Raw genomic sequence first — 20,268 nt, 5'->3', positions numbered from 1 at the left:
GCGGCATCGGCATCGGGCTGATGTACGGCCTCTGGAGACCGCGTGTCCTCGGCGCCTGGCGGGTACCGGCCTCCGGCCCCGTCATCTTCGCCGTCAACCACGCGCACAACCTCGACGGCCCCATGCTCATGGGCACCGCCCCGCGGCCCGTGCACTTCCTCATCAAGAAGGAAGCGTTCGTCGGACCGCTGGGCAGCTTCCTCCACGGCATCGGCCAGCTGAAGGTCGACCGGGACAGCACCGACCGCGCCGCCATCGGCAACGCGCTCGCCGTCCTGGAGCACGGCGGCGTCCTCGGGATCTTCCCCGAGGGCACCCGCGGCGAGGGCGACTTCGCCTCGCTGCGCGCCGGGCTCGCCTACTTCGCCGTCCGCAGCGGCGCGCCGATCGTCCCGGTCGCCGTCCTCGGCAGCACCGACAAGCCGGGACGGCTCGTCAAGGCGCTGCCCCGGCTCCGCAGCCGGGTGGACGTCGTCTTCGGCGACGCCTTCGAAGCGGGCGACGGCAGCGGCCGGCGCACCCGCAAGGCGCTCGACGAGGCGACCTTCCGCATCCAGGAACGCCTCACCGACCACCTGAAAAACGCCAGGCGCCTCACCGGGCGCTGAGCGACACTCCCAGTAGTGGGCCCCGCGGCCCGGGGACCCACCGACCACGAATGATCAAGGAACGGACTTCATGAACGACCAGCACGACCACGGGGCACTTGGCGACGCCGAGTACGCGGAGTTCATGGAGCTCGCCGCGGAAGAGGGCTTCGACATCGAGGACGTCGAGGGCGCGATCGAGGAGGCCGGGCACGGCCCGCTCCCCGTCCTCGCCGTCGTCGGGCGTCCCAATGTCGGCAAGTCGACCCTGGTGAACCGGATCATCGGCCGCCGCGAGGCCGTCGTCGAGGACAAGCCGGGCGTCACCCGCGACCGCGTCACCTACGAGGCCGAGTGGGCCGGCCGCCGCTTCAAGGTCGTCGACACCGGCGGCTGGGAGCAGGACGTCCTCGGCATCGACGCCTCCGTCGCCGCCCAGGCCGAGTACGCCATCGAGGCCTCCGACGCCTGCCTCTTCGTCGTCGACGCCACCGTGGGCGCCACCGACACCGACGAGGCCGTCGTCAAGCTGCTGCGCCGCGCCGGGAAGCCGGTCGTCCTCGCCGCCAACAAGGTCGACGGCCAGTCCGGCGAGGCCGACGCCACCGCCCTGTGGTCGCTGGGCCTCGGCGAGCCGTACCCGGTCTCCTCGCTGCACGGCCGCGGCACCGGCGACCTCCTCGACGCCGTCCTGGAGGCCCTGCCCGAGGCGCCCGAGCAGCGCTTCGGCAACGCCATCGGCGGCCCGCGCCGGATCGCCCTGATCGGGCGGCCCAACGTCGGCAAGTCCTCCCTGCTCAACAAGGTCGCCGGCGAGGACCGCGTCGTCGTCAACGAGCTCGCGGGCACCACCCGTGACCCGGTCGACGAGCTGATCGTGCTCGGCGGCAAGACCTGGAAGTTCGTCGACACGGCCGGCATCCGCAAGAAGGTGCACCTCCAGGAGGGCGCCGACTACTACGCCTCCCTGCGCACGGCCGCCGCCGTCGAGAAGGCCGAGGTGGCCGTCATCCTCATCGACACCACCGACAACATCTCCGTCCAGGACCAGCGCATCATCACGATGGCGGTCGAGTCGGGCCGCGCCGTCGTCATCGCCTACAACAAGTGGGACGAGCTCGACGAGGAGCGCCGCTACTACCTCGAGCGCGAGATCGAGACCGAGATGCAGCAGGTCGCCTGGGCGCCCCGGGTCAACGTCTCCGCCAAGACCGGCCGCCACATGGACAAGCTGGTCCCGGCCATCGAGACCGCCATCGCCGGCTGGGAGACCCGTGTCCCCACCGGCCGGCTGAACGCGTTCCTGGGCGAGATCGTCGCCGCCCACCCGCACCCGATTCGCGGCGGCAAGCAGCCCCGCATCCTCTTCGGTACGCAGGCGGGCACCAAGCCCCCGCGCTTCGTGCTCTTCGCCTCCGGCTTCCTGGAGCACGGCTACCGCCGCTTCGTCGAGCGCCGCCTGCGCGAGGAGTTCGGCTTCGAGGGCACCCCGATCCACATCTCGGTGCGGGTGCGGGAGAAGCGCGGCAAGAAGAAGTAGGGCACGCCACACGCCGTACGGGGACGTGCGGCTCGCGTAGGCCGGGCACACGGCGGAGGGCCGGGGCGATGTGATCGCCCCGGCCCTCCGCCGTATCCCCGTCACGGACTGGTCCGGCCCGGCGGCAGCGCGTACGCCGACCAGCCCGCCTGCCGCTGCCCCGGGCCCTGCCCGTGCGCCGCGTGCCGGTACGTCCCCGCCCCGAAGGAGCGGAAGCCCAGCTCCTCCTCGCCGCTGCGGTCGCCCGGCAGCGTGCGGAACCTCCGGCGGTACTCGGAGTACAGGGCGTCGTAGATCGGCGTCGCCGAAGGACCCGCCGACGCGTCCTGCGCCGGGCGCATGGACGGGATCGGACTCGGACACTGCTGACGGAATGGGTCGTATGGGTGCACGTAGGTGCCAACGACCCCGCCGTCCGCGAGATGCGGGCGGCCCTCGGATAGCGGAACCCGGGGACGCGGCACCGTCGGCGCACCCGGGACCCGCGCCGGCCCTATGCCGGGCCCGTCCGCCCTCACGTACCGGCCAGCGGCATGGCGGCGGCCACCAGGCGCCCGTTGGCCGCCGCCTTCTCCAGGGCGTCGCGCAGCAGGTCCTCGCGCGGCTGCTGGCCGATCGAGCCGACCGGCGCCGCGAACACCAGCACCGTGTGCGACTTGTTCGCCGCGGCCCGCCAGCCCTCGGTGACCTGGAGCGGCTGGTGCGCCTGCCACCAGGCGGCCTGGCCGACGCCGCCCGCGCCCGGCTGGAGCACCGAGTGCAGCTGTCCCATGGCGACCAGGACCGACCAGCCCGGCAGCGGGGCCGGCTTCCGGTTCAGGTCCGTCACCTGCTGGAAGCCCTGCTCCGCGAGCAGCGGCAGGAACTCGTCGACCAGCCCGTCCGAGCCCGGCCGGGCGACCGGGGCGGTCGGCTCCACGACGAGCGCCGGGTGCAGCTCGCCGTCGATCAGGACCAGGCCGCTCGTGACGCCGAGCACCGCCTGCTCCGGGTGCGACACCGCCAGCGAGTCGGCCGCGTCCGCCGCCGCGATCGAGGCCACGGCCCCCTGGAGCTGCGCCTCCTCGACCCGGACGACCTGGGACGGGATGCAGGTGGCGTGGGCGAAGGCGAGGACGGCGGTCTCGTCGCCGACGAACAGCACCGTGCTGGTGCGCTCGTGCTCGGAATCGCCCGGCGTCCGGCAGGAGGTGCAGTCGTAGCTGCCCGGGGCGTTGTCGCCGGCGAGCAGCCGGTCGGCTTCTTCGTCGCCGATCTCGGCGCGTACGTCCTCGCTGACGTCGAGCATGCGCGGCACGGGGGGCTCCCTGGACTCGGTGCGTGCGGACGGCCGGGCGGTTCCCGGGCGTCTCATGCCGAGTTCAACGGGCAAGGCTCGGCCGGGGTCACGCGTGCGCACCCGACAACTTGTGTGACGCCGACCGGGTGGCATGTGAACGGTGTTCCGCGCGGCACGGGCGGGGCGCCCGCGGTGCCTGCCTAGCCTGCGCCGATGTCGAAGATCCGATATGCGACGGCCGGTGCCGTCCTGGTCGCCGCGCTCCTCGCCCCGGGAGCGGTCGCCGACGCCGTCGCGGCCCCCTCGCCCGTCGAGGCGTGCGTGCAGGACCAGTGGCCGTGGGGGTGCGTCGCCGACTGCGAGAGCGGTGGGCGGTGGGCGGCGAACACCGGCAACGGCTTCTACGGCGGGCTCCAGTTCTGGCCGCCGACCTGGCGCGAGTTCGGCGGCCTCGCGTACGCGGCGCGCGCCGACCTCGCGAGCCGGGCCCAGCAGATCGCCGTCGCCGAGGACGTCCTGCGCGTCCAGGGCTGGGGCGCCTGGCCGGTCTGCTCCGAGCGGTACGGGCTGAGCGGCCGCGCCCACGCCGTCCAGGCCGGCGACACGCTCGCCAAGGTCGCCCGCCGGTTCGCCGTGAAGGGCGGCTGGGAGGCGCTGTACGCGGCGAACCGCGCGGCGATCGGACCGGACCCGAACCGGCTGATGGTGGGCACGCTGCTGCGGCTGCCCTAGGTCGTGTCCGGAGAGTCCCGCCTGGCTCGCCCTGCCCTTCGGGCAGACGGCGCTACTCTCCGGACACGACCTAGGCCGTTTCCTCCGGATCCTGCCGGGCGGACGGCCTAGGCCGGCCCCGGACCGCCGGTCAGGATCTCCCCGCCGGACGCGAGCGAGCCGCGCCGCAGCTCGTACGCCACCGAGCCCGGCGGCAGGCCGGGCGGCACCCGCTGCTCGGCCAGCACGACGGCCGCGCCGCCGCTTCGCGCGAGGCCGGCGAGCAGCCCGTACGTACGGTCGGCCACCGCCTTCGACAGGCCGAGCGACGGCTCGTCGACCAGCACCACCCGGGCGTCCGACAGCACGGCGCGGGTGAGCGCGAGCATCCGGCGCTCGCCGCCGGACAGCGTGCCGGCCCGGTGGGCGAGCAGCGGCGCCAGCTCGGGGTAGGCGGCGAGGGCGGCGTCCTGTCGGCCGGGGGCCGCGAGGTCGAGGTTCTCGGCGACGGTGAGGGTCGCGTACACGGCCCGCAGGTCCGGGACGAAGCAGAGGCCGCGGCGGGCCCGCTCGTGGGCGGGCAGCCGGGTGACGTCGGCGCCCTGCCACTCCACCCGGCCCGCCGCGAGCGGCACCGTCCCGGCGAGGGCGCGCAGCGCGGAGCTGCGGCCGGCGCCGTTGCGGCCGAGCAGCACGGTGACCGTGGCGGCCGGCAGCGGCAGATCGAGGCCGTGCAGGGCCTCCAGGGGGCCGTAGCGGACCCGGGCCGCGCGCAGGGCGATCTCGACGCTCATGACACGACCCGGCCGCCTTCCATGGTGTGGACGGTACGGGCGAGGCCGGCGACCAGGTCCGGGTCGTGCTCGACGACCAGCACGGTCAGGCCGTCGGCGGCCAGGGCGGCGAGGATCCGGGCGAGTTCCGCGGTCTCGCCGGCGTCCAGGCCGGCGGCCGGCTCGTCGAGCAGCAGCGTGTGCGGTCGGGCCGCCAGGGCCCGGGCCAGCTCGATCCGGCGCAGCGTCCCGGTCGGCAGCCCGGCCGCCGGCCGGTGCCGCGCGGGCCCGGCGAGCCCCACCAGACGCAGCGCCTGCTCCACGGCCCCCGGGGCGGCCGCCCGGCCCTGCTCGGCGCCGACGCGGACGTTCTCCTCCACGGTGAGCGAGGGGAACACGGCGAGCTGCTGGAACGTCCGGCCGATCCCCATCCGGGCGCGGGCGTGCGCCGGGCGCCCGGTGATGTCGGTGCCGCCGAGCGCGACCCGCCCCGCGGTCGGCCGCAGGGTCCCCGCGAGACAGTCGAACAAGGTGCTCTTGCCGGCGCCGTTGGGGCCGACGAGGGCGGTGATCTGGGCGGGGCGGAGGGTGAGGGTGACGGTGTGGAGGGCAGTGAGGCCGCCGGGGTAGGTGAGGGTGAGGTGGTCGGTGTGGAGGGCGGGTGCGGGTGCGTCGGCCGCTGCGGGCCGGTGGGGGTGCGCCCGGCCTCCGGCCGGGCTGGGGTTCCCACCCGCACCACCCGTTCCGCCGGGGGAGACAGGTGCGGGTCTTCCCGTGGGGGGCGCCGCGCCGTCGGCGGCCGCGGGGCGGTGGGGGGCGGCGGACGACGGCGCCTTCGGCGCGGGTGGGGTGGGTGCCGGTGCAGTGGGCGGGCGCGGCACACCCGGCCCGCCGAACCTGTCCGTGGTGCTCGCCGCGTCCGGCCTGCCCGCTGGGCCTGGCATATCCGCCCCGCCGAACCCGCCCGCCCTGTCCGCCGCGCCCGCAGGGCTCCCCCCACCCACCCCCCGCCCCAGCCACTCCAGCAGCGGAGGGATTCGGCCGGTCAAGGTGGCCAGGATGCCGATCGTCGCCGCTGCCATGCCCGGGTGGGTGCCGGTGTCGAGGGTGGTGAGGAGGGCGGCGGCCAGGAGGGGGGTGAGGAGGGTGTCGGGGCCGAGGACCAGGACGGCGGCGAACCAGAGGAGGCCGCGGATCGGGTCGTACGCGTCGGGGTCGAAGGCGCGTTGGCCCATGGTCAGGAGGCCGCCGCCGAGGGCCGCCAGGGCCGCGCCCAGGACGAAGGTGAGCAGCTTCAGGCCGGCCACGCGGACGCCCGCCGCCTCCGCTCCGGGCTCGTGGTCGCGCAGGGCCGCGAGGGCGCGGCCCGTGCGGCCCCGGCGCAGCGCCCCCACCAGGAGGAGGCAGGCGGCCAGGAGGACGAGCTCCAGGGCGTAGTAGGCGCGGTCGTCGGTGAACGCGGCCGGGCGGGAGACCGTCAGGCCCGCCGTGGCGTAGGGCTGGGTCAGGACGAAGCGGCTGACCGCGACGCCGACCGCCAGGGTGGCCAGGGCCAGCGCCAGGCCGTGGCGGCGGATCGCGGGCCAGCCGGTCAGCAGGCCCAGCGGGGCCACGCACAGCACCGCCGTCCCCAGCGCCACCAGCTCCGGCAGGCCGGCCGCCGCCAGCAGGGCCGCGAAGAGGGCGCCCAGGCCCGCGTACGCCGTCTGGCCCAGCGCGATCTGGCCGGCCCGGCCCGAGACGACCACCAGCGAGAGCAGGATCACCGCGAGGGCCGGGACCTGGACCGCGGTCGTCAGGTCGGTGCCGCCGAAGCCCAGCGGCAGGAGCAGCAGGACGCCCGCCGTCGGCCACAGGCCCGGCGGGACCCGGCCCGCCGGGGCCGGCGGCAGCGTGTCCCCGCCGCCCACCCCCGGCAGCACCAGCGCCGCCACCAGGAGCGCCACCACGAAGAGGTTCGCCCCGACCGCCTCGACCAGCGGCCCCGCCCAGCCCTCCGGGTGCAGCCGGGTGAGCTGGGCCTGGGCCACGCCCAGCGCGAGCCCGGTCAGCACCGCCACCGGCAGGCTCCGCATCCGGGCCACCACCGCGACCGCGATCACCTCGACGACGAGCAGCGGCATCCCGTACGGGTCGAGCCGCACGTACGGCGCGAGGAGCACCCCGGTGAGGCCCGCCGTGCACGAGCCGAAGGCCCAGCCCGCCGCCGACACCCGGTCCGCGGCGATCCCGGAGACCGTCGCGAGCGGCCGGTTGTCCACCACCGCCCGCAGTTCCCGGCCGAAGCGGGTCCACCGGGTCACCGCCCCGACCAGGCAGGCCAGCGCCACCACCACCGCCAGTTGCGCCCACGGGTCGTCGCCCAGCAGGACCGGCGCGTCGGGGAGGGCGCCCGTGCCCCAGATCAGCGCCGCCGTCCCGACGAGGAGGACGAACACGCCGATGGAGGCCACCAGGGTCTGCGCCGGGTTCGAGCCGCGCAGCGCGAGCGGGCGGAACACCACCCGGTCGAGGACGAGCCCGACGGCCGGGGCGAAGAGGAGGAGGGTGACGAGCGCGGCCACGGGGAGCGGCCAGGACCACTCCACCACCAGTTGGCGCAGCACGTACGCGCAGATCATCGCGATCGCCCCGTGCGCCAGGTTCAGCACGCCGGTCGCCCGGTAGGTGACGATCAGGCCGATGCCGGTGAGCGCCGCCGCGCTGCCGACCGCCAGTCCGGCCAGCGTCAGCTCGTACGTCAGCGAGGCCACGGTTCACACACCGGGCACGGGTCCAGCTCCGCGTCCCCGACCGGCACCGCCTCCGGTCGTGCGGCCACCAGCGGGCAGTCCGGCCGGTGGGCGAGCGTCCCGCCGGGGACGCGGAGCGGGGGGCCGGGGGAAGAGGGCGGGGCCGGGGGAGGGGGCCCGGGGGGCGGGGGCGGGTCCTGGTCGGGGGCGGCTTCGGAGGGCTGTCGGGTGCCCGTCGCCAGCAGGACCGCTCCCGCGACGATCAGCGCCGCCCCCGGCACCGTGCACGACGCCAGGTACGGCAGCTGCCGCTCCGCGAAGCGTTCGCCCGAGATCCCGTACCAGCCGAGAACACACAGCACCGCGCCCCCGGCGGCCGCCGCGAGCCCGCCCCACAGCAGGATCCGGGGTGTCGACGCCGGCACGGGGACCTCCCTCGCCTCCATGGATCCTGTTCTTTCTTGCGGTATGTCCCTGTTCGGCCCACCCTGGAATCATCAGGCCGTCCGGCCTGGACGGACATCCGGTGGTGAGCCAGATGGTTCTCGGACGACGCGCCGCGCCCCTCGCGGCCGCCGCGGTGCTGCTGCTGGTCCCGGCCCTCGCGGGCTGCTCGGACGGCGGCGGCTCCTCCTCCGGGCAGGGCACCACCACCGCACCCGCCATGGTGGGACCCGCCGACCCGGTCGCCGCCAAGGCGCAGATCAGCAGGAACTGGACGGCCTTCTTCGACCCGAAGACCCCGACGAGCGAGAGGATCAAACTCCTGGAGAACGGCGAGAAGATGGCGCCCGTGCTCGGGGCGTTCGCCGCGGACAAGACCGCGGGCATGGCCTCGGCCCAGGTCAGGGCCATCACGTTCACCTCGCCCTCCGGCGCCGACGTGACCTACGACCTGCTCGTCGGCGGCAGTCCCGCCCTGCCCGGCGCCAAGGGCACCTCCGTCCTGCAGAACGACACCTGGAAGGTCTCCGTGAAGACCCTCTGCGGCCTGGTCCAGCTCAGCGGTGCGCAGGTCACCGGCTGCTGAGGCGGGCCCGGCGTGGCGCGTCGCCGTGGCGGCCCTGCTCGCCGTGCTCGCCCTGCTGCTGGTCGCGGGCTGCGGCAGCCGGCTTCCGGAACGTGACTTCGAGACGCGACCCACCGCCAACCCCCCCTCCGGCGGTGGGCCGCTCCGCGTCGGCATCATCACCAGCGCCACCAGCCCGGTCGGCGGCGACACCTTCACCGGCCCGCGCGACGGCGCCCGCGCCTACTTCGACGCCCTCAACGCGCGCGGCGGCATCGACGGCCGCAAGGTCGAGGTCCTCACCTGCGACGACGGCGGCAGCGGCGCCGGCAACAACGCGTGCGTGCACGAGCTGCTCGACGAGCGGAAGGTCTTCGCCCTGGTCGCCACCACCGCCCTGGACTACGCGGGCGCCCCGCTGGTCTCCCGGGCCGGCGTCCCCGACATCGGCGGCCAGCCGCTGACCCCCGCCTACGACACCTACCCGCACCTGTACGGGATCTACGGCAGCTCCGCCCCGCGCACCGGCCGCGCGCCCGGCTGGAACGGGACGCTGTACGGGGGCACCGAGGTCTACCGCTGGTTCCGGCGGCACCTGGGCGCCCGCACCGCCGCCGTCGTCTCCTACAACCAGGCCGCCTCCGCCTCGTACGCCCGGCTGGTCTCCGCGGGGCTGCGCGCCGAGGGCTACCGGGTCGTCGACGAGCAGGTCGACTTCGTGCTGCCCAACTTCCGCGCGGTCGCCGCCGACCTGCGGGCGCAGCACGTGGACCTCGTCCTCGACGCCCTGGACACGCACGGCAACGTCCGGCTGTGCGAGGCGATGCAGCAGCTCGGCGTCCGCGTCGAGGCCAAGGTCACCAACGTGCAGAACTGGTCCTCCACCGTGCCCCGCGACTACGCGGGCGCGCCCGGCTGCCGCGCCGCGCTCTACGCCACCGGCTCCAGCCGCAACCACGACGACACGGGACGGCCCGCGGTACGGGAGTTCCGGGCGGCGATGGGGGACCGGCCGCTCTCCCAGTGGCAGCTGGAGGGCTGGGCGGCGGCCATGTGGTTCACGGACGCGGTGCGGTCCTGCGGGGCCCGCCCGACCCGCGCGTGCGTGGAGGGGTTCGTCGGCCGGCCGGAGCCGTACACCGCGCGCGGACTGCTGCTGCCCGTACGGTTCGAGCGTCTCGCCCGGCCGCCGGAGACCCGGTACACCTGTCTGTCCGTGGCCCGTTGGCAGGACGGGCGGGGCTGGGTGTCGCAGGGCGACATGGACACCGACTGCGCCACCGTGCCCCAACTTCCCTACCGGCCCTGAACGGCGGCTCCGCCGGGCGCAGTACAGTCGCCCCGACCACGCACCTCACCGGGGGGAACCGGTAAGCGTCATGCGCATCTCCTTCCTGCTCCACAACGGCTACCACATCGGCGGCACGATCCGGACGACCTTCACCCTCGCCGCCGAACTGGCGGAACGTCACGAGGTCGAGATCGTCTCGGTGTTCCGGCACCGCGACGAACCGATCCTCGGCATCCCCGCCGGGGTGACCCTGCGTCACCTCGTCGACCTGCGGAAGAACAGCCCGGGTTACGACGGCGGGCACCCCGACTTCGGGCGCCCCGCCCGGGTCTTCCCGCGCGGCGACGGGCGATGGAAGCAGTACAGCGCGCTCACCGACGCCCGGATCGGCGCCCATCTCGCCTCGGTCGAGGCGGACGTGGTGGTCGCCACCCGCCCCGGCCTCAACGTCCAGCTGGCCCGGCAGGCCCCGCGCGGACCGGTCCTGGTCGGCCAGGAGCACCTGATCCTCGACGGGCACAGCTACCGGCTGCGCCGCGACATCGCCCACGAGTACGCGCTCCTGGACGCCGTCACCACCGTCACCGAGGCCGACGCCCGCTCCTACCGGGCGCTCGCCCTGCCCGGCGTGCGGGTCGACGCCGTGCCCAACAGCGTGCCCGCGCCGGACGTGCCGCCGGCCGACCCCGCCGCGAAGGTCGTCGTCGCGGCCGGCCGGCTCACCCCGGTCAAGCGGTACGACCTGCTGATCGACGCCTTCGCCGATGTGGCCGCGGCCCGTCCCGACTGGAAGCTGCGCATCTACGGCACCGGGGACGCCTCCGACAACCTGAAGAAGACGCTGGCCCGGCAGATCGAGCGGCGCTCCCTCGGCGAGCACGTCTTCCTCATGGGCACCGCGCACCCCATGGAGCCCGAGTGGGCCAAGGGTTCGCTGGCCGCCGTCACCTCGCGGCGGGAGTCCTTCGGCATGACCATCGTCGAGGCGATGCGCTGCGGCCTGCCGGTGGTCTCCACCGACTGCCCGTACGGGCCCGGCGAGATCATCGAGGACGGCGTCGACGGGCGCCTGGTCCCGGTCGACGACACCGCGGCGGTCGCCGCGGCCCTGCTCGCCCTCATCAACGACGACGAGGGCCGGGCCCGGGCGGCGAAGGCGGCGCTGGTCGCGTCCGAGCGTTTCGACCCGGTCAGGATCGCCGCCCGCCACGAGACGATCTGGTCCGCACTGGCCGACGGGGCCGCCGCCCGCCCCCGGGTACGGAGTGGAGGGCGGGCCCGCGCGGGCCTCCACCGCGCGGTCGGCGCGCTCCTCGACGCCGGCTACACGGCGAAGGCGAAGGCGGGGGTCCTGGTCCGCCGCTTCCGCTGACGGCCGGAGCCCGCGCCTCAGGGGCCGGGCGTCCCGCCGCCCCGTCGCGCCGGCCGGCGTTCCGGCGGCGGGCTGGTGAGCCGCATGCGCTCGTAGGCGGCGAACTCGGGGTGCCGCAGGTCGAAGGCGGGGGACTCGGAGCGGATCCGGGGCACCGAGGTGAAGTTGTGGCGGGGCGGCGGGCAGGAGGTCGCCCACTCCAGCGAGCGGCCGTAGCCCCACGGGTCGTCGACGTCGACCTTCTCCCCGTACCGCCAGGTCCGCCACACGTTGTAGAGGAACGGCAGGGTGGAGGCGCCCAGCAGGAAGGCGCCGATGGTCGAGACCGTGTTGAGGGCGGTGAACCCGTCGGCCTCCAGGTAGTCGGCGTACCGTCGCGGCATGCCCTCGGCGCCCAGCCAGTGCTGGACGAGGAAGGTGGTGTGGAAGCCGACGAAGAGCGTCCAGAAGTGCATCTTCCCGAGCCGCTCGTCGAGCATCCGCCCGGTGAACTTGGGCCACCAGAAGTAGAAGCCCGCGAAGGTCGCGAAGACGACCGTGCCGAAGACCGTGTAGTGGAAGTGGGCGACCACGAAGTAGGAGTCGGTGACGGCGAAGTCCATCGGCGGCGAGGCGAGGATCACCCCGGTGAGCCCGCCGAACAGGAACGACACCAGGAAGCCGGTGGCCCACAGCATCGGGGTCTCGAAGGAGAGCGAGCCGCCCAGCATGGTGCCGGTCCAGTTGAAGAACTTCACTCCGGTGGGCACCGCGATCAGGAAGGACAGCAGCGAGAAGAAGGGCAGCAGCACCGCCCCGGTCGCGAACATGTGGTGCGCCCACACGACCACCGACAGGCCGGTGATGGTCATCGTGGCGGCCACCAGGGTCGTGTAGCCGAAGATCGGCTTGCGGGCGAAGACCGGGATGATCTCGCTGATGATGCCGAAGAACGGCAGGGCGATGATGTAGACCTCGGGGTGCCCGAAGAACCAGAACAGGTGCTGCCACAGCAGCGCCCCGCCGTTCTGCGGCTGGAAGACCACCGAGCCGAGCCGCCGGTCGGACTCCAGGGCGAGCAGGGCCGCGGCGAGCACGGGGAAGGCCATCAGCACCAGGATCGTGGTGAAGAGGACGTTCCAGGTGAAGATCGGCATCCGGAACATGGTCATCCCCGGCGCCCGCATCCCGATGATGGTCGCGAGGAAGTTCACCGAGGTGAGGATCGTGCCGAAGCCGGAGAGCGCGAGCCCCATGATCCACAGGTCGACGCCGACGCCGGGCGACCGCAGCAGGCTGTTCAGCGGGGCGTAGGCGGTCCATCCGAAGGCGGCCGGGCCGCCCGGGGTGAAGGCGGAGCCGAGCACCATCAGGCCGCCGAAGAGGAACAGCCAGTACGAGAACATGTTGAGCCGAGGGAAGGCGACGTCGGGCGCGCCGATCTGGAGCGGCACCAGCTCGTTGGCGAAGCCCGCGAAGGTCGGGGTCGCGAAGAGCAGCAGCATGATCGTGCCGTGCAGGGTGAACGCCTGGTTGAACTCCAGGTTCGACACCAGCTGGAGCCCGGGTCTGGCCAGCTCGGCCCGCATCACCATGGCGAGGGCCCCGGCGATCAGGAAGAAGACGAACGAGGTCACCAGATAGAGGTGGCCGATCTTCTTGTGATCGGTCGTGGTGATCCAGTCGACCAGCACCCGCCCGTGCCGCTGGCGTGCGGATTCGACCGTTCCGGGCGCGGTCTCGGTAGCCATCCCTGGATGATGCGCCGTGCCGCCCGGGAAGCGGGGGAGGCGGACCGACGGGTCGTCCGGTCGGCGGACCTTGTGTGCGGGATGCGCGGAAAACGTGAAAGCCGCGCATGTGGGCGGATGCCCGGGAATTCCCGGCGGACGGCGGCCTCACCCGAATTCCGGGGAGGGGGCGAGAATTATCGGAGAACCGGCCGGAAACCGCCCGTGCGAACGAGCGCGTCCCTGTCAAACGTATGTCGAGAACCTGTGACACAAGCGTGACCGGCAAGGTACTAACGTGAGCTGTATGACACCCGAACACGCACCCGAAACGTATGTGGGGCTCGCCGCCGACGACGCCGAGCGCACCGCCCGGAACAGGGGCTGGCGCGTCGTCCGGTCCCTGCCGCCGGGCTCGATCGTGACCATGGAGTACCTGGCCGGGCGCATCAACTTCGAGGTCGAGAACGGGGTCGTCACGCGCGCCTGGCGCGGCTGACGGCGCCACCGGGACGTCCGCGCGACATGAAGGAGGGGCCCCAGCCGATCCCGGCCGGGGCCCCTCCTTCATGTCGTGCTGACGGCTCAGCCGCCGGTGGCCGGCCGCGAGTGCGGCGGCCTGCGACTGCCGGCCTGACCGACCGGACCGCGCTCCGAGCGCACCGCGTGATGGGTGCGCGGCGGGGCGAGCGGCGGGTTCGGGAGCCCGGTGGCACGGCCCGCGGCCGCCCGGCCCGAACCGGCGCCGACCTTCTCCCGGACCGGCTCGTCGGCCCCCGTCGGGCGCTGCGGGAAGAGCCCGGGTACCGGTCCGCCGCCCGCCACGGGCAGCGAGGGGACCAGCCGCCGACGGGCCCGCAGCAGCTCGCGCAGCCGGTCCCGCAGCCCCAGGATCCACGCCTCGGCCACCGCGATCGCCGGCTCGCACCAGGGCAGCGCGAGCAGGATCAGCAGGCCCGCGGCCCAGCCGAGCAGCACGTCGCTGAGCCAGTGGGTGCCGAGGTAGACGGTGGTGAGACCGACCCCGAGGGCGACCACCGCCGAGAGGGCCGACAGATAGCGCCGGGCCCTCGGCGTGGTCGCCAGGTAGGCGAGGATGCCCCAGGTCACCACCGCGTTCGCGGTGTGCCCGGACGGGAATATATCGCCGCCGCCGAACAGCTCGGCGGAGCCGACCTGCGTCGCGTAGTGGGGGCCGAGACGGCCGAGGCCGAGCTTGACCGCGCCGACGGTCACGTTGAGCAGGAGCAGCGCGGCGCCGAGGGAGAGCAGCGGTCGCAGCGTGTGCTGACGCCAGGAGCGCCAGCCCAGCCAGGCCGCCACCATGACGGCCGTGGGGCCGCGCTGGCCGAGGACGACGTAGTAGTCGAGGAAGGCGTGCAGCTCCGGCCACTGCTGATAGGGCCGGAAGAGCATGATCTTCCAGTCGAGGGTCACCAGCCAGGTCGACAGCAGTACGGCGACGACGATGGCCAGATAGAACGCCGACGTCCCGCCGAAGAGGGCGAGACGCGTGCGGGTCATCCGCGGGACCTCTATCTTCGGCGGTTCCGGCTCCCGGTCCAGCCGGGCAAAGATGTCGGTACGCACCCAATCGACGTTACAGGGAGTGAGTAGCGACCTTGGTCGTTCCGGTGCCTTCGTGATGACGATGTGATGTGGAGTTGCTCTCAGCCGGGCGTTTGTTCCCGCCGTCCGTCGGAAAATCGGATGACCTTCCGCCCTATTGCGGAGCGGGCGTTTCCGGAAGTCTGTTTGAGGGTCAGGAGAATGCCGGATCAATTGGTCCGACCGCCTTCCGCACGGAATTCCACACGACGCGCGGCGCGCGTCGAGTGGCGTACGCCACACCGAGTGGTCCGCCGAGGTGAGAGCTGCACCACGCGCTCGGGGCTTGAACTCGCGTACGCTGACGGCTCACTCGCCCGTCGATGCCGGGCCGCCCCGGGGTCCGTCCCCCGGCAGGTGCCCGCCGAGCGCGAGGGCTTCACTGGGAGGTACGTACATGACGCGGACGAACACGGCCGGAGCGCGACTCCGTACCGCTGCCGGCGGCGCCAACCGCTGGGTCGTCCTCGTCGTCCTCTGCGTGAGCCTGCTGCTCGTCGCACTCGACTCGACCGTGCTGCACGTCGCCGTCCCCTCCCTCACCCAGGACCTGAGCCCCAGCTCCACGGCGCTGCTGTGGATCGTCGACGCCTATCCGCTGATCTGCGCCTCGCTGCTGATCCTCTTCGGCACGCTCGGCGACCGGGTCGGCCGCAGACGGGTGCTCCTCCTCGGATACGCGCTGTTCGGCGTCGCCTCCGCGGTCGCCGCGCTCGCCACCACCCCCGGGGTCCTGATCGGGGCCCGCGCCCTGCTCGGGGTCGGCGGCGCGATGATCATGCCCGCCACGCTCTCCATCCTCCGCACGGTCTTCCCGGACCGGCGCGAGCGGGCCACCGCCATCGCCGTCTGGACGGCGGTCGCCGCCATCGGCGCCGCCACCGGGCCGGTGCTCGGCGGCTTCCTGGTCGAGCACTACTGGTGGGGCTCGGTCTTCCTGATCAACATCCCGCTGATGGCGCTGATCCTGCCGCTCGGCCGCTGGCTGCTGCCCGAGTCCAAGGGCGGCGCCGACGGCCCCTGGGACGTCCTCGGCGCCCTGATGGCCACCGCCGGTGTGCTCGGCTCCGTCCTCGGGGTCAAGCGGCTCGGCGCCGGCGACCCCCCGCTCTCCCTGGCCACCGCGGGCCCGCTGCTGGTCGGCGCCGCGCTGCTCGTCCTCTTCGTGCGGCGGCAGAAGCGGCGCGCCCACCCGCTGATCGACATGCGGCTGTTCTCCCGGCCGGCCTTCACCACCTCGGTCGGCTGCATCGTCCTGGGCATGCTGGCCCTGGTCGGCCTGGAGCTGATCGCCGTCCAGTACCTCCAGCTGGTCCTCGGGCTCAGCCCGCTGGAGACCGGGCTGCGGCTGCTGCCGCTGACCTTCGCCGCCATGGCCGCGGGCGCCACCGGCTCGTACACGCTGCGCCGGCTCGGACCGCGCCGGATGGTCGGCTGGGGCTTCGTGCTGACCGCCGCCGCAGTGCTCCTGCTCACCCTCATGGGCCAGCACGACCGGCCGCTGCTGCTCACCACCGGCTTCGTCCTGCTCGGCTTCGGGCTCCAGACCACGCTCTTCTCGGCGTACGAGTCGATGCTCAGCGAGGCTCCCCCGGAGAGCGCCGGCGGGGCCGCGGCGATCGGCGAGACCTCGTACCAGCTCGGCGCGGGCATGGGCATCGCGCTGCTCGGCAGTGTCATGAACGCGGCCTACGCGCCCGGTCTGAGCGGGCTGCCCGGAGTGCCGGAGGGGGCCGCGAAGGCCGCGGCGAACTCGCTGGGCGAGGCGTACCAGGTGGCCGAGCGGCTCGGCGGCCCGGCGGGGACGGCGCTGTATCAGGCGGCCCGGCACGCCTTCGTGAACGGCCTGCACGTGACCTTGTTCGTGAGCGCCGGGCTGCTGCTGCTCGGGGCGCTGATGGCGCTGCGGCTGCCGCGCGTGATGGAGTGCGCCGCCGATCCGGAGCTCGTCGGTGAGTCGGAGCCGGTCGGGAGCGCGGAGCCCGTCGGAGGCGCGGAGCGGGCGGGCGGTGTCCCGAAGGTGCCCGGGTCCCGTGAGCCCGCCGAGCCGGCCGGCTCGGCCCGGCCCCGGTCCTGACGCAGGACCGGGCCGGAGGTGAGCCGAGCCCCGGCGGGGGTCAGCTCTGGTTGAAGAAACCGTCCTGCGACCGCCCGGCGGGCTCGCCGCTGACGATCTGCGTGTCGGCCGGGGTCAGCAGGAAGACCCGGGTGGCCACCCGCTCGATCGAGCCGCGCAGGCCGAAGGCGAGACCGGCGGCGAAGTCGACCACGCGCTTGGCGTCGTTCGGCTCCATCGCGGTCAGGTTCACGATCACCGGGACGCCGTCCCGGAACAGCTCGCCGATGCCCCGGGCGTCCCGGAACCCGTCGGGGGAGACGGTGGCGATCCGACGGCCGTGGTCCTGCGCCGTGTCGGTCGCCACCCGCACCCGCGGGTCCGTCACCCAGGCGTCGCTGCCGTTCTCGGCACCGTCGGCGTACTCGTCGTCGTAGTAACGCTCGTCGTTGTCCTCGACGAGTCCCAGCCAGGCACTCGCCTTGCGCACCGATCCCATGGACGCCTCCTTTCAGCGCGGTCACTTGTGGTTCCGCAATCCCTATCGTCGTCCATGATGCGGATCGCGCGCCAAGTGGATAGTCGGCGCGCAGGGGATTCGTGACGGTACTGGTGCAGAACGTGAGGTTCGAAAACTGGCGATTCGTCAGGGATCTTGCGGTATGCGGGGGCTGACAGGGGGGGCGGGCGGGAGCGCGCAACTTAAAATACGAATGTCGGGCCGGAAGGGTGACGACAGGGGCGTACGGGTGAACCGCCACGCCCGGCAGCCACGGGGGAGAATGTCTTGTTCGGAATCGTCAGACCCTGCGCGCACCGCCTCACCGAGGGGCTCAGGACCGAGTGGATGGCCCATCTCTGCGGCCTCTGCCTGGCACTTCGCGCCGACCACGGGCAGCTCGCCCGGGTGGTCACCAACTACGACGGCCTGATCGTCTCGGTCCTGACGGAGGCTCAGACCGGCGCCACCGCGGCCGGCCGCCGCACCGCGGGCCCCTGCGCGCTCCGGGCGATGCGGACCGCGCCCGTCGCCCGGGGCGAGGGCGCGCGGCTCGCCGCCGCCGTCTCCCTCGTGCTGGCGTCCGCCAAGGTCCGCGACCACGTCGCCGACCGCGACGGGCTGTTGGCCCGCAGGCCGGTCGCCGCCGCGGCCCGCCGCATCGCCCGCTCCTGGGACCGGGCGGGCGCCCGCACCGGCCGGGAGCTCGGCTTCGACACCGCCGTCCTGGTCGACGCCGTCGACCGGCAGACCGGCATCGAGGCGCTCGCCGGGCCCGGCACCCCGCTGCTCGTCGTCACCGAGCCCACCGAGACGGCGACCGCCGCCGCCTTCGCGCACACCGCCGTCCTCGCCGGCCGCCCCGGCAACGCCGAGCCGCTCGCCGAGGCCGGGCGCCTCTTCGGGCGCCTCGCCCACCTCCTCGACGCCGTCGAGGACCAGGCCGCCGACGCCGCCGCCGGCGCCTGGAACCCGCTCACCGCGACCGGGACCTCCCGCGACGAGGCGCGCCGGCTCGCCGACGACGCGCTGCACGGCATCCGGCTCGCGCTCAAGGACGCCGACTTCGCCGACGGACGGCTGGCCCACGTCCTGCTCGCCCACGAGCTGCGCACCTCCGTCGACCGGGCCTTCGGCACGACGACCTGCGCCCACGGGGCACCGGGACCGGGGCAGCCGTACGGGCAGCCGCACGGGCCGGGGCAGGGGCAGCCGTACGGGGGGCCGGTGCCGGGGAACCCGTACGCGCAGCCCGGCCCGTACGGACCGGGCGACCCGCTCGCCAAGCCGGGCGGCCCCGGCGGGCCGGGCGGGGTGCCGCCCTTCCATGGCGGGGGCGGCGAGGGCGGCGGACCGCACCGGCCCGAGCCCCGCGGCTTCCTCGCCGGGTGCGCCGCCTTCACCTGGCTGTTCTGCACCTGCCAGATCTGCTGCGCCGAGAAGTACGAGGGCCCCTGGTCCCGCAAGAAGCGGGAGGGCTGCTGCCACAAGTGCGACTGCGACTGCGGCGGCTGCGACTGCGGCAACTGTGACTGCTGCTGCCCCTGCGACTGCTGACGGCGTCTCATCGGCCGTCGGGCCCCGGTGCGGCGGGGCCCGACGGAGCCCGTCACTTCGTCGGCGCGGGGATCTCCGGCGGGGAGATCCGCGACTCGGCGATGGCCGAGGCGGACACGCCCCACTTCTTCAGGATCCGGTCGTAGGTCCCGTCCGCCTTCAGGCCGTTCACCGCGGCCTGGAAGGCGGGCGTGAGCGCCGAGCCCTTCTTGAAGGCGAAGCCGACGTCGAGGCGCCGGTACTCGTTGAGGAACTTCGTGCCCGGCTGCTGGGTCACCGCGTACCGGATGCCGTTGATGGTGCTCATCAGCACGTCGCTGCGGCCCTGCTGGAGCGCCAGCCAGCCGGCGGACGTGTCGGCGAAGACGTTCACCTCGTACGGCTCCTTGCCGGCCTTCGCGCACCGCTCCTTGTTCTTCTCCAGGGTCCGCTCGAAGGTGGTGCCCGCCCCGGTGGCCACCTTCAGGCCGCAGAGCTGCGTGAGGTCGGTGATGTCCGTCAGCTTCGAGTCGGCGCGGGCCGCGAAGCCCTGCCCGTCGTTGACGTACGTGACGAAGTCGATCGTCTTGCGCCGCTCCTCCGTCACACCGAAGTTGCCCATGCCGATGTCGTACTTGCCGCTGCCGAGCGCCGGCAGGATGGCCTCGAAGCCGGCGACCTCGGTCGTCACCTCCAGGCCGAGCGCCTTCCCCACGGCCTGCGAGAAGTCGGCGTCCAGGCCGGTCACGGTCTTCCCGTCCGGCAGGTAGGCCGAGCTGGGCGGGGTGCCCACCGAGGTGGCGAGGGTCAGACGGCCGCGCTGTCTCACGTCGGCCGGCAGCAGCTTCGCCGCGGCCTCGTTCTTCTTCACCCCCGTCACCACGTCCTCCTTCGGGAGCGCGCCCTGCGCGCCCCCCTTCCCCGTCGCGCCGGCGGGGGCCGCCACCGGCTCCCCGCCGGCGCAGGCCGTGAGGGCGAGGCCCGCCGCGGCGGTCAGGGCGAGCAGGGCGGTGGTGCGCTTCGTACGCGTGGTGCGCTGGGTGCGTGTGGTGCTCATGGCTTCGGGTTCTCCAGGTACTTCTCGAACGGCAGCGGCCCGATCGACTCGGGATCGGCGGCGACGTCGAAGAGGGGGCGGTATCCGGTCGCCAGGTAGAGGCCCTTGGCCTCGGGCTGGCGCGGACCGGTGGTCAGGTAGATCCGGGTGTAGCCGCGGTCGGCGGCCTCCCGTTCGAGCACGGTCAGGACCCGGCGGGCCAGACCGCGCCTGCGGTGCGCCGAGTGGGTCCAGATCCGCTTCAGCTCGGCGGTGTGCTCGTCGTAACGGCGGTAGGCGCCGCCCGCGACGGGCCGCCCCTGCTCCAGGAGCAGCAGGAAGGCCCCCCGTGGCGGGGCGAACTCCTCCGCCGGGTAGCGGCGCAGGTCCTCCGAGGAGCCGTACCGGGTCGTGTACTCGTACGCCAGCTCGTCGAGGAGCGGGCGCGCCAAGGGGTCGGTGGTCGTGGTCCGGTGCACGGACAGCGCGAAGGTCATGGATTTCCTACGGAACAAGTAGGGAAAAAGACG

Annotated in this window: 19 protein-coding genes; 9 read left to right on the top strand and 10 right to left on the bottom strand. The window is 73.9% G+C overall.

Annotation, left to right across the window (positions count from 1 at the left end; translation table 11 throughout):
* Positions 1-20: 20 nt before the first annotated feature.
* Complete coding sequence (locus AB0Q96_RS25670) at positions 21-608, top strand: lysophospholipid acyltransferase family protein (RefSeq protein ID WP_365329403.1); 588 nt, start codon at positions 21-23, stop codon at positions 606-608.
* A 70-nt stretch (positions 609-678) separates the two neighbouring features.
* Entirely contained in the window at positions 679-2,127 is a 1,449-nt protein-coding gene (der, locus tag AB0Q96_RS25665; protein WP_365329303.1) for a ribosome biogenesis GTPase Der, read from the top strand.
* Between the two features lie 101 nt (positions 2,128-2,228).
* Here der and AB0Q96_RS25660 read toward each other — a convergent pair whose 3' ends face one another.
* On the bottom strand, positions 2,229-2,468 hold the full coding sequence (locus AB0Q96_RS25660) for a hypothetical protein (RefSeq protein ID WP_365329301.1): 240 nt from the start codon (positions 2,466-2,468) through the stop codon (positions 2,229-2,231).
* Positions 2,469-2,641: 173 nt separating this feature from the next.
* Positions 2,642-3,424: a hypothetical protein gene (locus tag AB0Q96_RS25655; RefSeq protein WP_365329299.1), complete on the bottom strand. Its 783-nt coding sequence runs from the start codon at positions 3,422-3,424 to the stop codon at positions 2,642-2,644.
* A gap of 195 nt (positions 3,425-3,619) precedes the next feature.
* Between AB0Q96_RS25655 and AB0Q96_RS25650 the strand changes: the two genes are divergently transcribed.
* On the top strand, positions 3,620-4,138 hold the full coding sequence (locus AB0Q96_RS25650; protein WP_365329297.1) for a transglycosylase family protein: 519 nt from the start codon (positions 3,620-3,622) through the stop codon (positions 4,136-4,138).
* 107 nt (positions 4,139-4,245) lie between these two features.
* Here the strand turns inward: AB0Q96_RS25650 and AB0Q96_RS25645 are convergent, their stop codons facing one another.
* Genes AB0Q96_RS25645 through AB0Q96_RS25635 form a run of 3 tightly spaced genes read right to left on the bottom strand, consistent with a single transcriptional unit; the run spans position 4,246 to position 8,068 of the window.
* Positions 4,246-4,911, bottom strand: a complete 666-nt coding sequence (locus AB0Q96_RS25645) for an ATP-binding cassette domain-containing protein (protein WP_365329295.1) — start codon at positions 4,909-4,911, stop codon at positions 4,246-4,248.
* Positions 4,908-7,643, bottom strand: a complete 2,736-nt coding sequence (locus AB0Q96_RS25640; RefSeq protein WP_365329292.1) for an ATP-binding cassette domain-containing protein — start codon at positions 7,641-7,643, stop codon at positions 4,908-4,910. The genes AB0Q96_RS25645 and AB0Q96_RS25640 overlap by 4 nt, the downstream gene beginning before the upstream one ends.
* Positions 7,631-8,068 (bottom strand): hypothetical protein, encoded by a 438-nt coding sequence (locus AB0Q96_RS25635; protein ID WP_365329290.1) that lies wholly within the window; start codon positions 8,066-8,068, stop codon positions 7,631-7,633. Before AB0Q96_RS25635 ends, AB0Q96_RS25640 begins: the two co-directional genes overlap by 13 nt.
* Positions 8,069-8,160: 92 nt before the next feature.
* Here AB0Q96_RS25635 and AB0Q96_RS25630 point away from each other — a divergent pair, with 92 nt between their 5' ends.
* The 3 genes from AB0Q96_RS25630 to AB0Q96_RS25620 all read left to right on the top strand — a co-directional run bounded on the left by AB0Q96_RS25630 (position 8,161) and on the right by AB0Q96_RS25620 (position 11,294).
* Entirely contained in the window at positions 8,161-8,652 is a 492-nt protein-coding gene (locus AB0Q96_RS25630; protein ID WP_365329288.1) for a hypothetical protein, read from the top strand.
* 25 nt (positions 8,653-8,677) lie between these two features.
* Entirely contained in the window at positions 8,678-9,940 is a 1,263-nt protein-coding gene (locus AB0Q96_RS25625; RefSeq protein WP_365329401.1) for an ABC transporter substrate-binding protein, read from the top strand.
* Between the two features lie 70 nt (positions 9,941-10,010).
* Entirely contained in the window at positions 10,011-11,294 is a 1,284-nt protein-coding gene (locus AB0Q96_RS25620) for a glycosyltransferase (RefSeq protein ID WP_365329286.1), read from the top strand.
* 17 nt (positions 11,295-11,311) lie between these two features.
* Here AB0Q96_RS25620 and ctaD read toward each other — a convergent pair whose 3' ends face one another.
* Entirely contained in the window at positions 11,312-13,024 is a 1,713-nt protein-coding gene (ctaD, locus tag AB0Q96_RS25615; RefSeq protein ID WP_365329284.1) for a cytochrome c oxidase subunit I, read from the bottom strand.
* Between the two features lie 286 nt (positions 13,025-13,310).
* Here ctaD and AB0Q96_RS25610 point away from each other — a divergent pair, with 286 nt between their 5' ends.
* Positions 13,311-13,502: an I78 family peptidase inhibitor gene (locus tag AB0Q96_RS25610; RefSeq protein WP_365329282.1), complete on the top strand. Its 192-nt coding sequence runs from the start codon at positions 13,311-13,313 to the stop codon at positions 13,500-13,502.
* A gap of 86 nt (positions 13,503-13,588) precedes the next feature.
* Here AB0Q96_RS25610 and AB0Q96_RS25605 read toward each other — a convergent pair whose 3' ends face one another.
* Positions 13,589-14,593, bottom strand: coding sequence for a phosphatase PAP2 family protein (locus AB0Q96_RS25605; protein WP_365329281.1), 1,005 nt, complete (start codon positions 14,591-14,593; stop codon positions 13,589-13,591).
* A gap of 415 nt (positions 14,594-15,008) precedes the next feature.
* Here AB0Q96_RS25605 and AB0Q96_RS25600 point away from each other — a divergent pair, with 415 nt between their 5' ends.
* Positions 15,009-16,688, top strand: a complete 1,680-nt coding sequence (locus AB0Q96_RS25600) for an MFS transporter (RefSeq protein ID WP_365329280.1) — start codon at positions 15,009-15,011, stop codon at positions 16,686-16,688.
* 40 nt (positions 16,689-16,728) lie between these two features.
* On the opposite strand, the gene sepF is transcribed toward AB0Q96_RS25600, so the two are convergent.
* Entirely contained in the window at positions 16,729-17,166 is a 438-nt protein-coding gene (gene sepF, locus AB0Q96_RS25595; RefSeq protein ID WP_365329278.1) for a cell division protein SepF, read from the bottom strand.
* 288 nt (positions 17,167-17,454) lie between these two features.
* On the opposite strand from sepF, the gene AB0Q96_RS25590 reads away from it, so the two are divergent.
* Complete coding sequence (locus tag AB0Q96_RS25590; RefSeq protein ID WP_365329276.1) at positions 17,455-18,723, top strand: DUF5685 family protein; 1,269 nt, start codon at positions 17,455-17,457, stop codon at positions 18,721-18,723.
* A gap of 52 nt (positions 18,724-18,775) precedes the next feature.
* On the opposite strand, the gene AB0Q96_RS25585 is transcribed toward AB0Q96_RS25590, so the two are convergent.
* Complete coding sequence (locus tag AB0Q96_RS25585) at positions 18,776-19,759, bottom strand: ABC transporter substrate-binding protein (RefSeq protein WP_365329273.1); 984 nt, start codon at positions 19,757-19,759, stop codon at positions 18,776-18,778.
* Positions 19,756-20,235: a GNAT family N-acetyltransferase gene (locus AB0Q96_RS25580; protein ID WP_365329271.1), complete on the bottom strand. Its 480-nt coding sequence runs from the start codon at positions 20,233-20,235 to the stop codon at positions 19,756-19,758. The genes AB0Q96_RS25585 and AB0Q96_RS25580 overlap by 4 nt, the downstream gene beginning before the upstream one ends.
* Between the last annotated feature and the right edge of the window lie 33 nt (positions 20,236-20,268).

The organism is Streptomyces sp. NPDC093111 (assembly GCF_040683955.1).
Classification (GTDB): domain Bacteria; phylum Actinomycetota; class Actinomycetes; order Streptomycetales; family Streptomycetaceae; genus Streptomyces.
The sequence above is the reverse complement of the archived record's forward strand: the minus strand, read 5'-3'. Positions and strand labels throughout refer to the sequence as shown.

Excerpts from the sequence above, each read along its gene's own strand:
- AB0Q96_RS25670 (WP_365329403.1), top strand. The coding sequence starts at position 21 with ATGTACGGCCTCTGGAGACCGCGTGTCCTCGGCGCCTGGCGGGTACCG.
- der (WP_365329303.1), top strand. The coding sequence starts at position 679 with ATGAACGACCAGCACGACCACGGGGCACTTGGCGACGCCGAGTACGCG.
- AB0Q96_RS25660 (WP_365329301.1), bottom strand. The coding sequence starts at position 2,468 with ATGCGCCCGGCGCAGGACGCGTCGGCGGGTCCTTCGGCGACGCCGATC.
- AB0Q96_RS25650 (WP_365329297.1), top strand. The coding sequence starts at position 3,620 with ATGTCGAAGATCCGATATGCGACGGCCGGTGCCGTCCTGGTCGCCGCG.
- AB0Q96_RS25645 (WP_365329295.1), bottom strand. The coding sequence starts at position 4,911 with ATGAGCGTCGAGATCGCCCTGCGCGCGGCCCGGGTCCGCTACGGCCCC.
- AB0Q96_RS25635 (WP_365329290.1), bottom strand. The coding sequence starts at position 8,068 with ATGGAGGCGAGGGAGGTCCCCGTGCCGGCGTCGACACCCCGGATCCTG.
- AB0Q96_RS25630 (WP_365329288.1), top strand. The coding sequence starts at position 8,161 with ATGGTTCTCGGACGACGCGCCGCGCCCCTCGCGGCCGCCGCGGTGCTG.
- AB0Q96_RS25620 (WP_365329286.1), top strand. The coding sequence starts at position 10,011 with ATGCGCATCTCCTTCCTGCTCCACAACGGCTACCACATCGGCGGCACG.
- ctaD (WP_365329284.1), bottom strand. The coding sequence starts at position 13,024 with ATGGCTACCGAGACCGCGCCCGGAACGGTCGAATCCGCACGCCAGCGG.
- AB0Q96_RS25610 (WP_365329282.1), top strand. The coding sequence starts at position 13,311 with ATGACACCCGAACACGCACCCGAAACGTATGTGGGGCTCGCCGCCGAC.
- AB0Q96_RS25600 (WP_365329280.1), top strand. The coding sequence starts at position 15,009 with ATGACGCGGACGAACACGGCCGGAGCGCGACTCCGTACCGCTGCCGGC.
- sepF (WP_365329278.1), bottom strand. The coding sequence starts at position 17,166 with ATGGGATCGGTGCGCAAGGCGAGTGCCTGGCTGGGACTCGTCGAGGAC.
- AB0Q96_RS25585 (WP_365329273.1), bottom strand. The coding sequence starts at position 19,759 with ATGAGCACCACACGCACCCAGCGCACCACGCGTACGAAGCGCACCACC.
- AB0Q96_RS25580 (WP_365329271.1), bottom strand. The coding sequence starts at position 20,235 with ATGACCTTCGCGCTGTCCGTGCACCGGACCACGACCACCGACCCCTTG.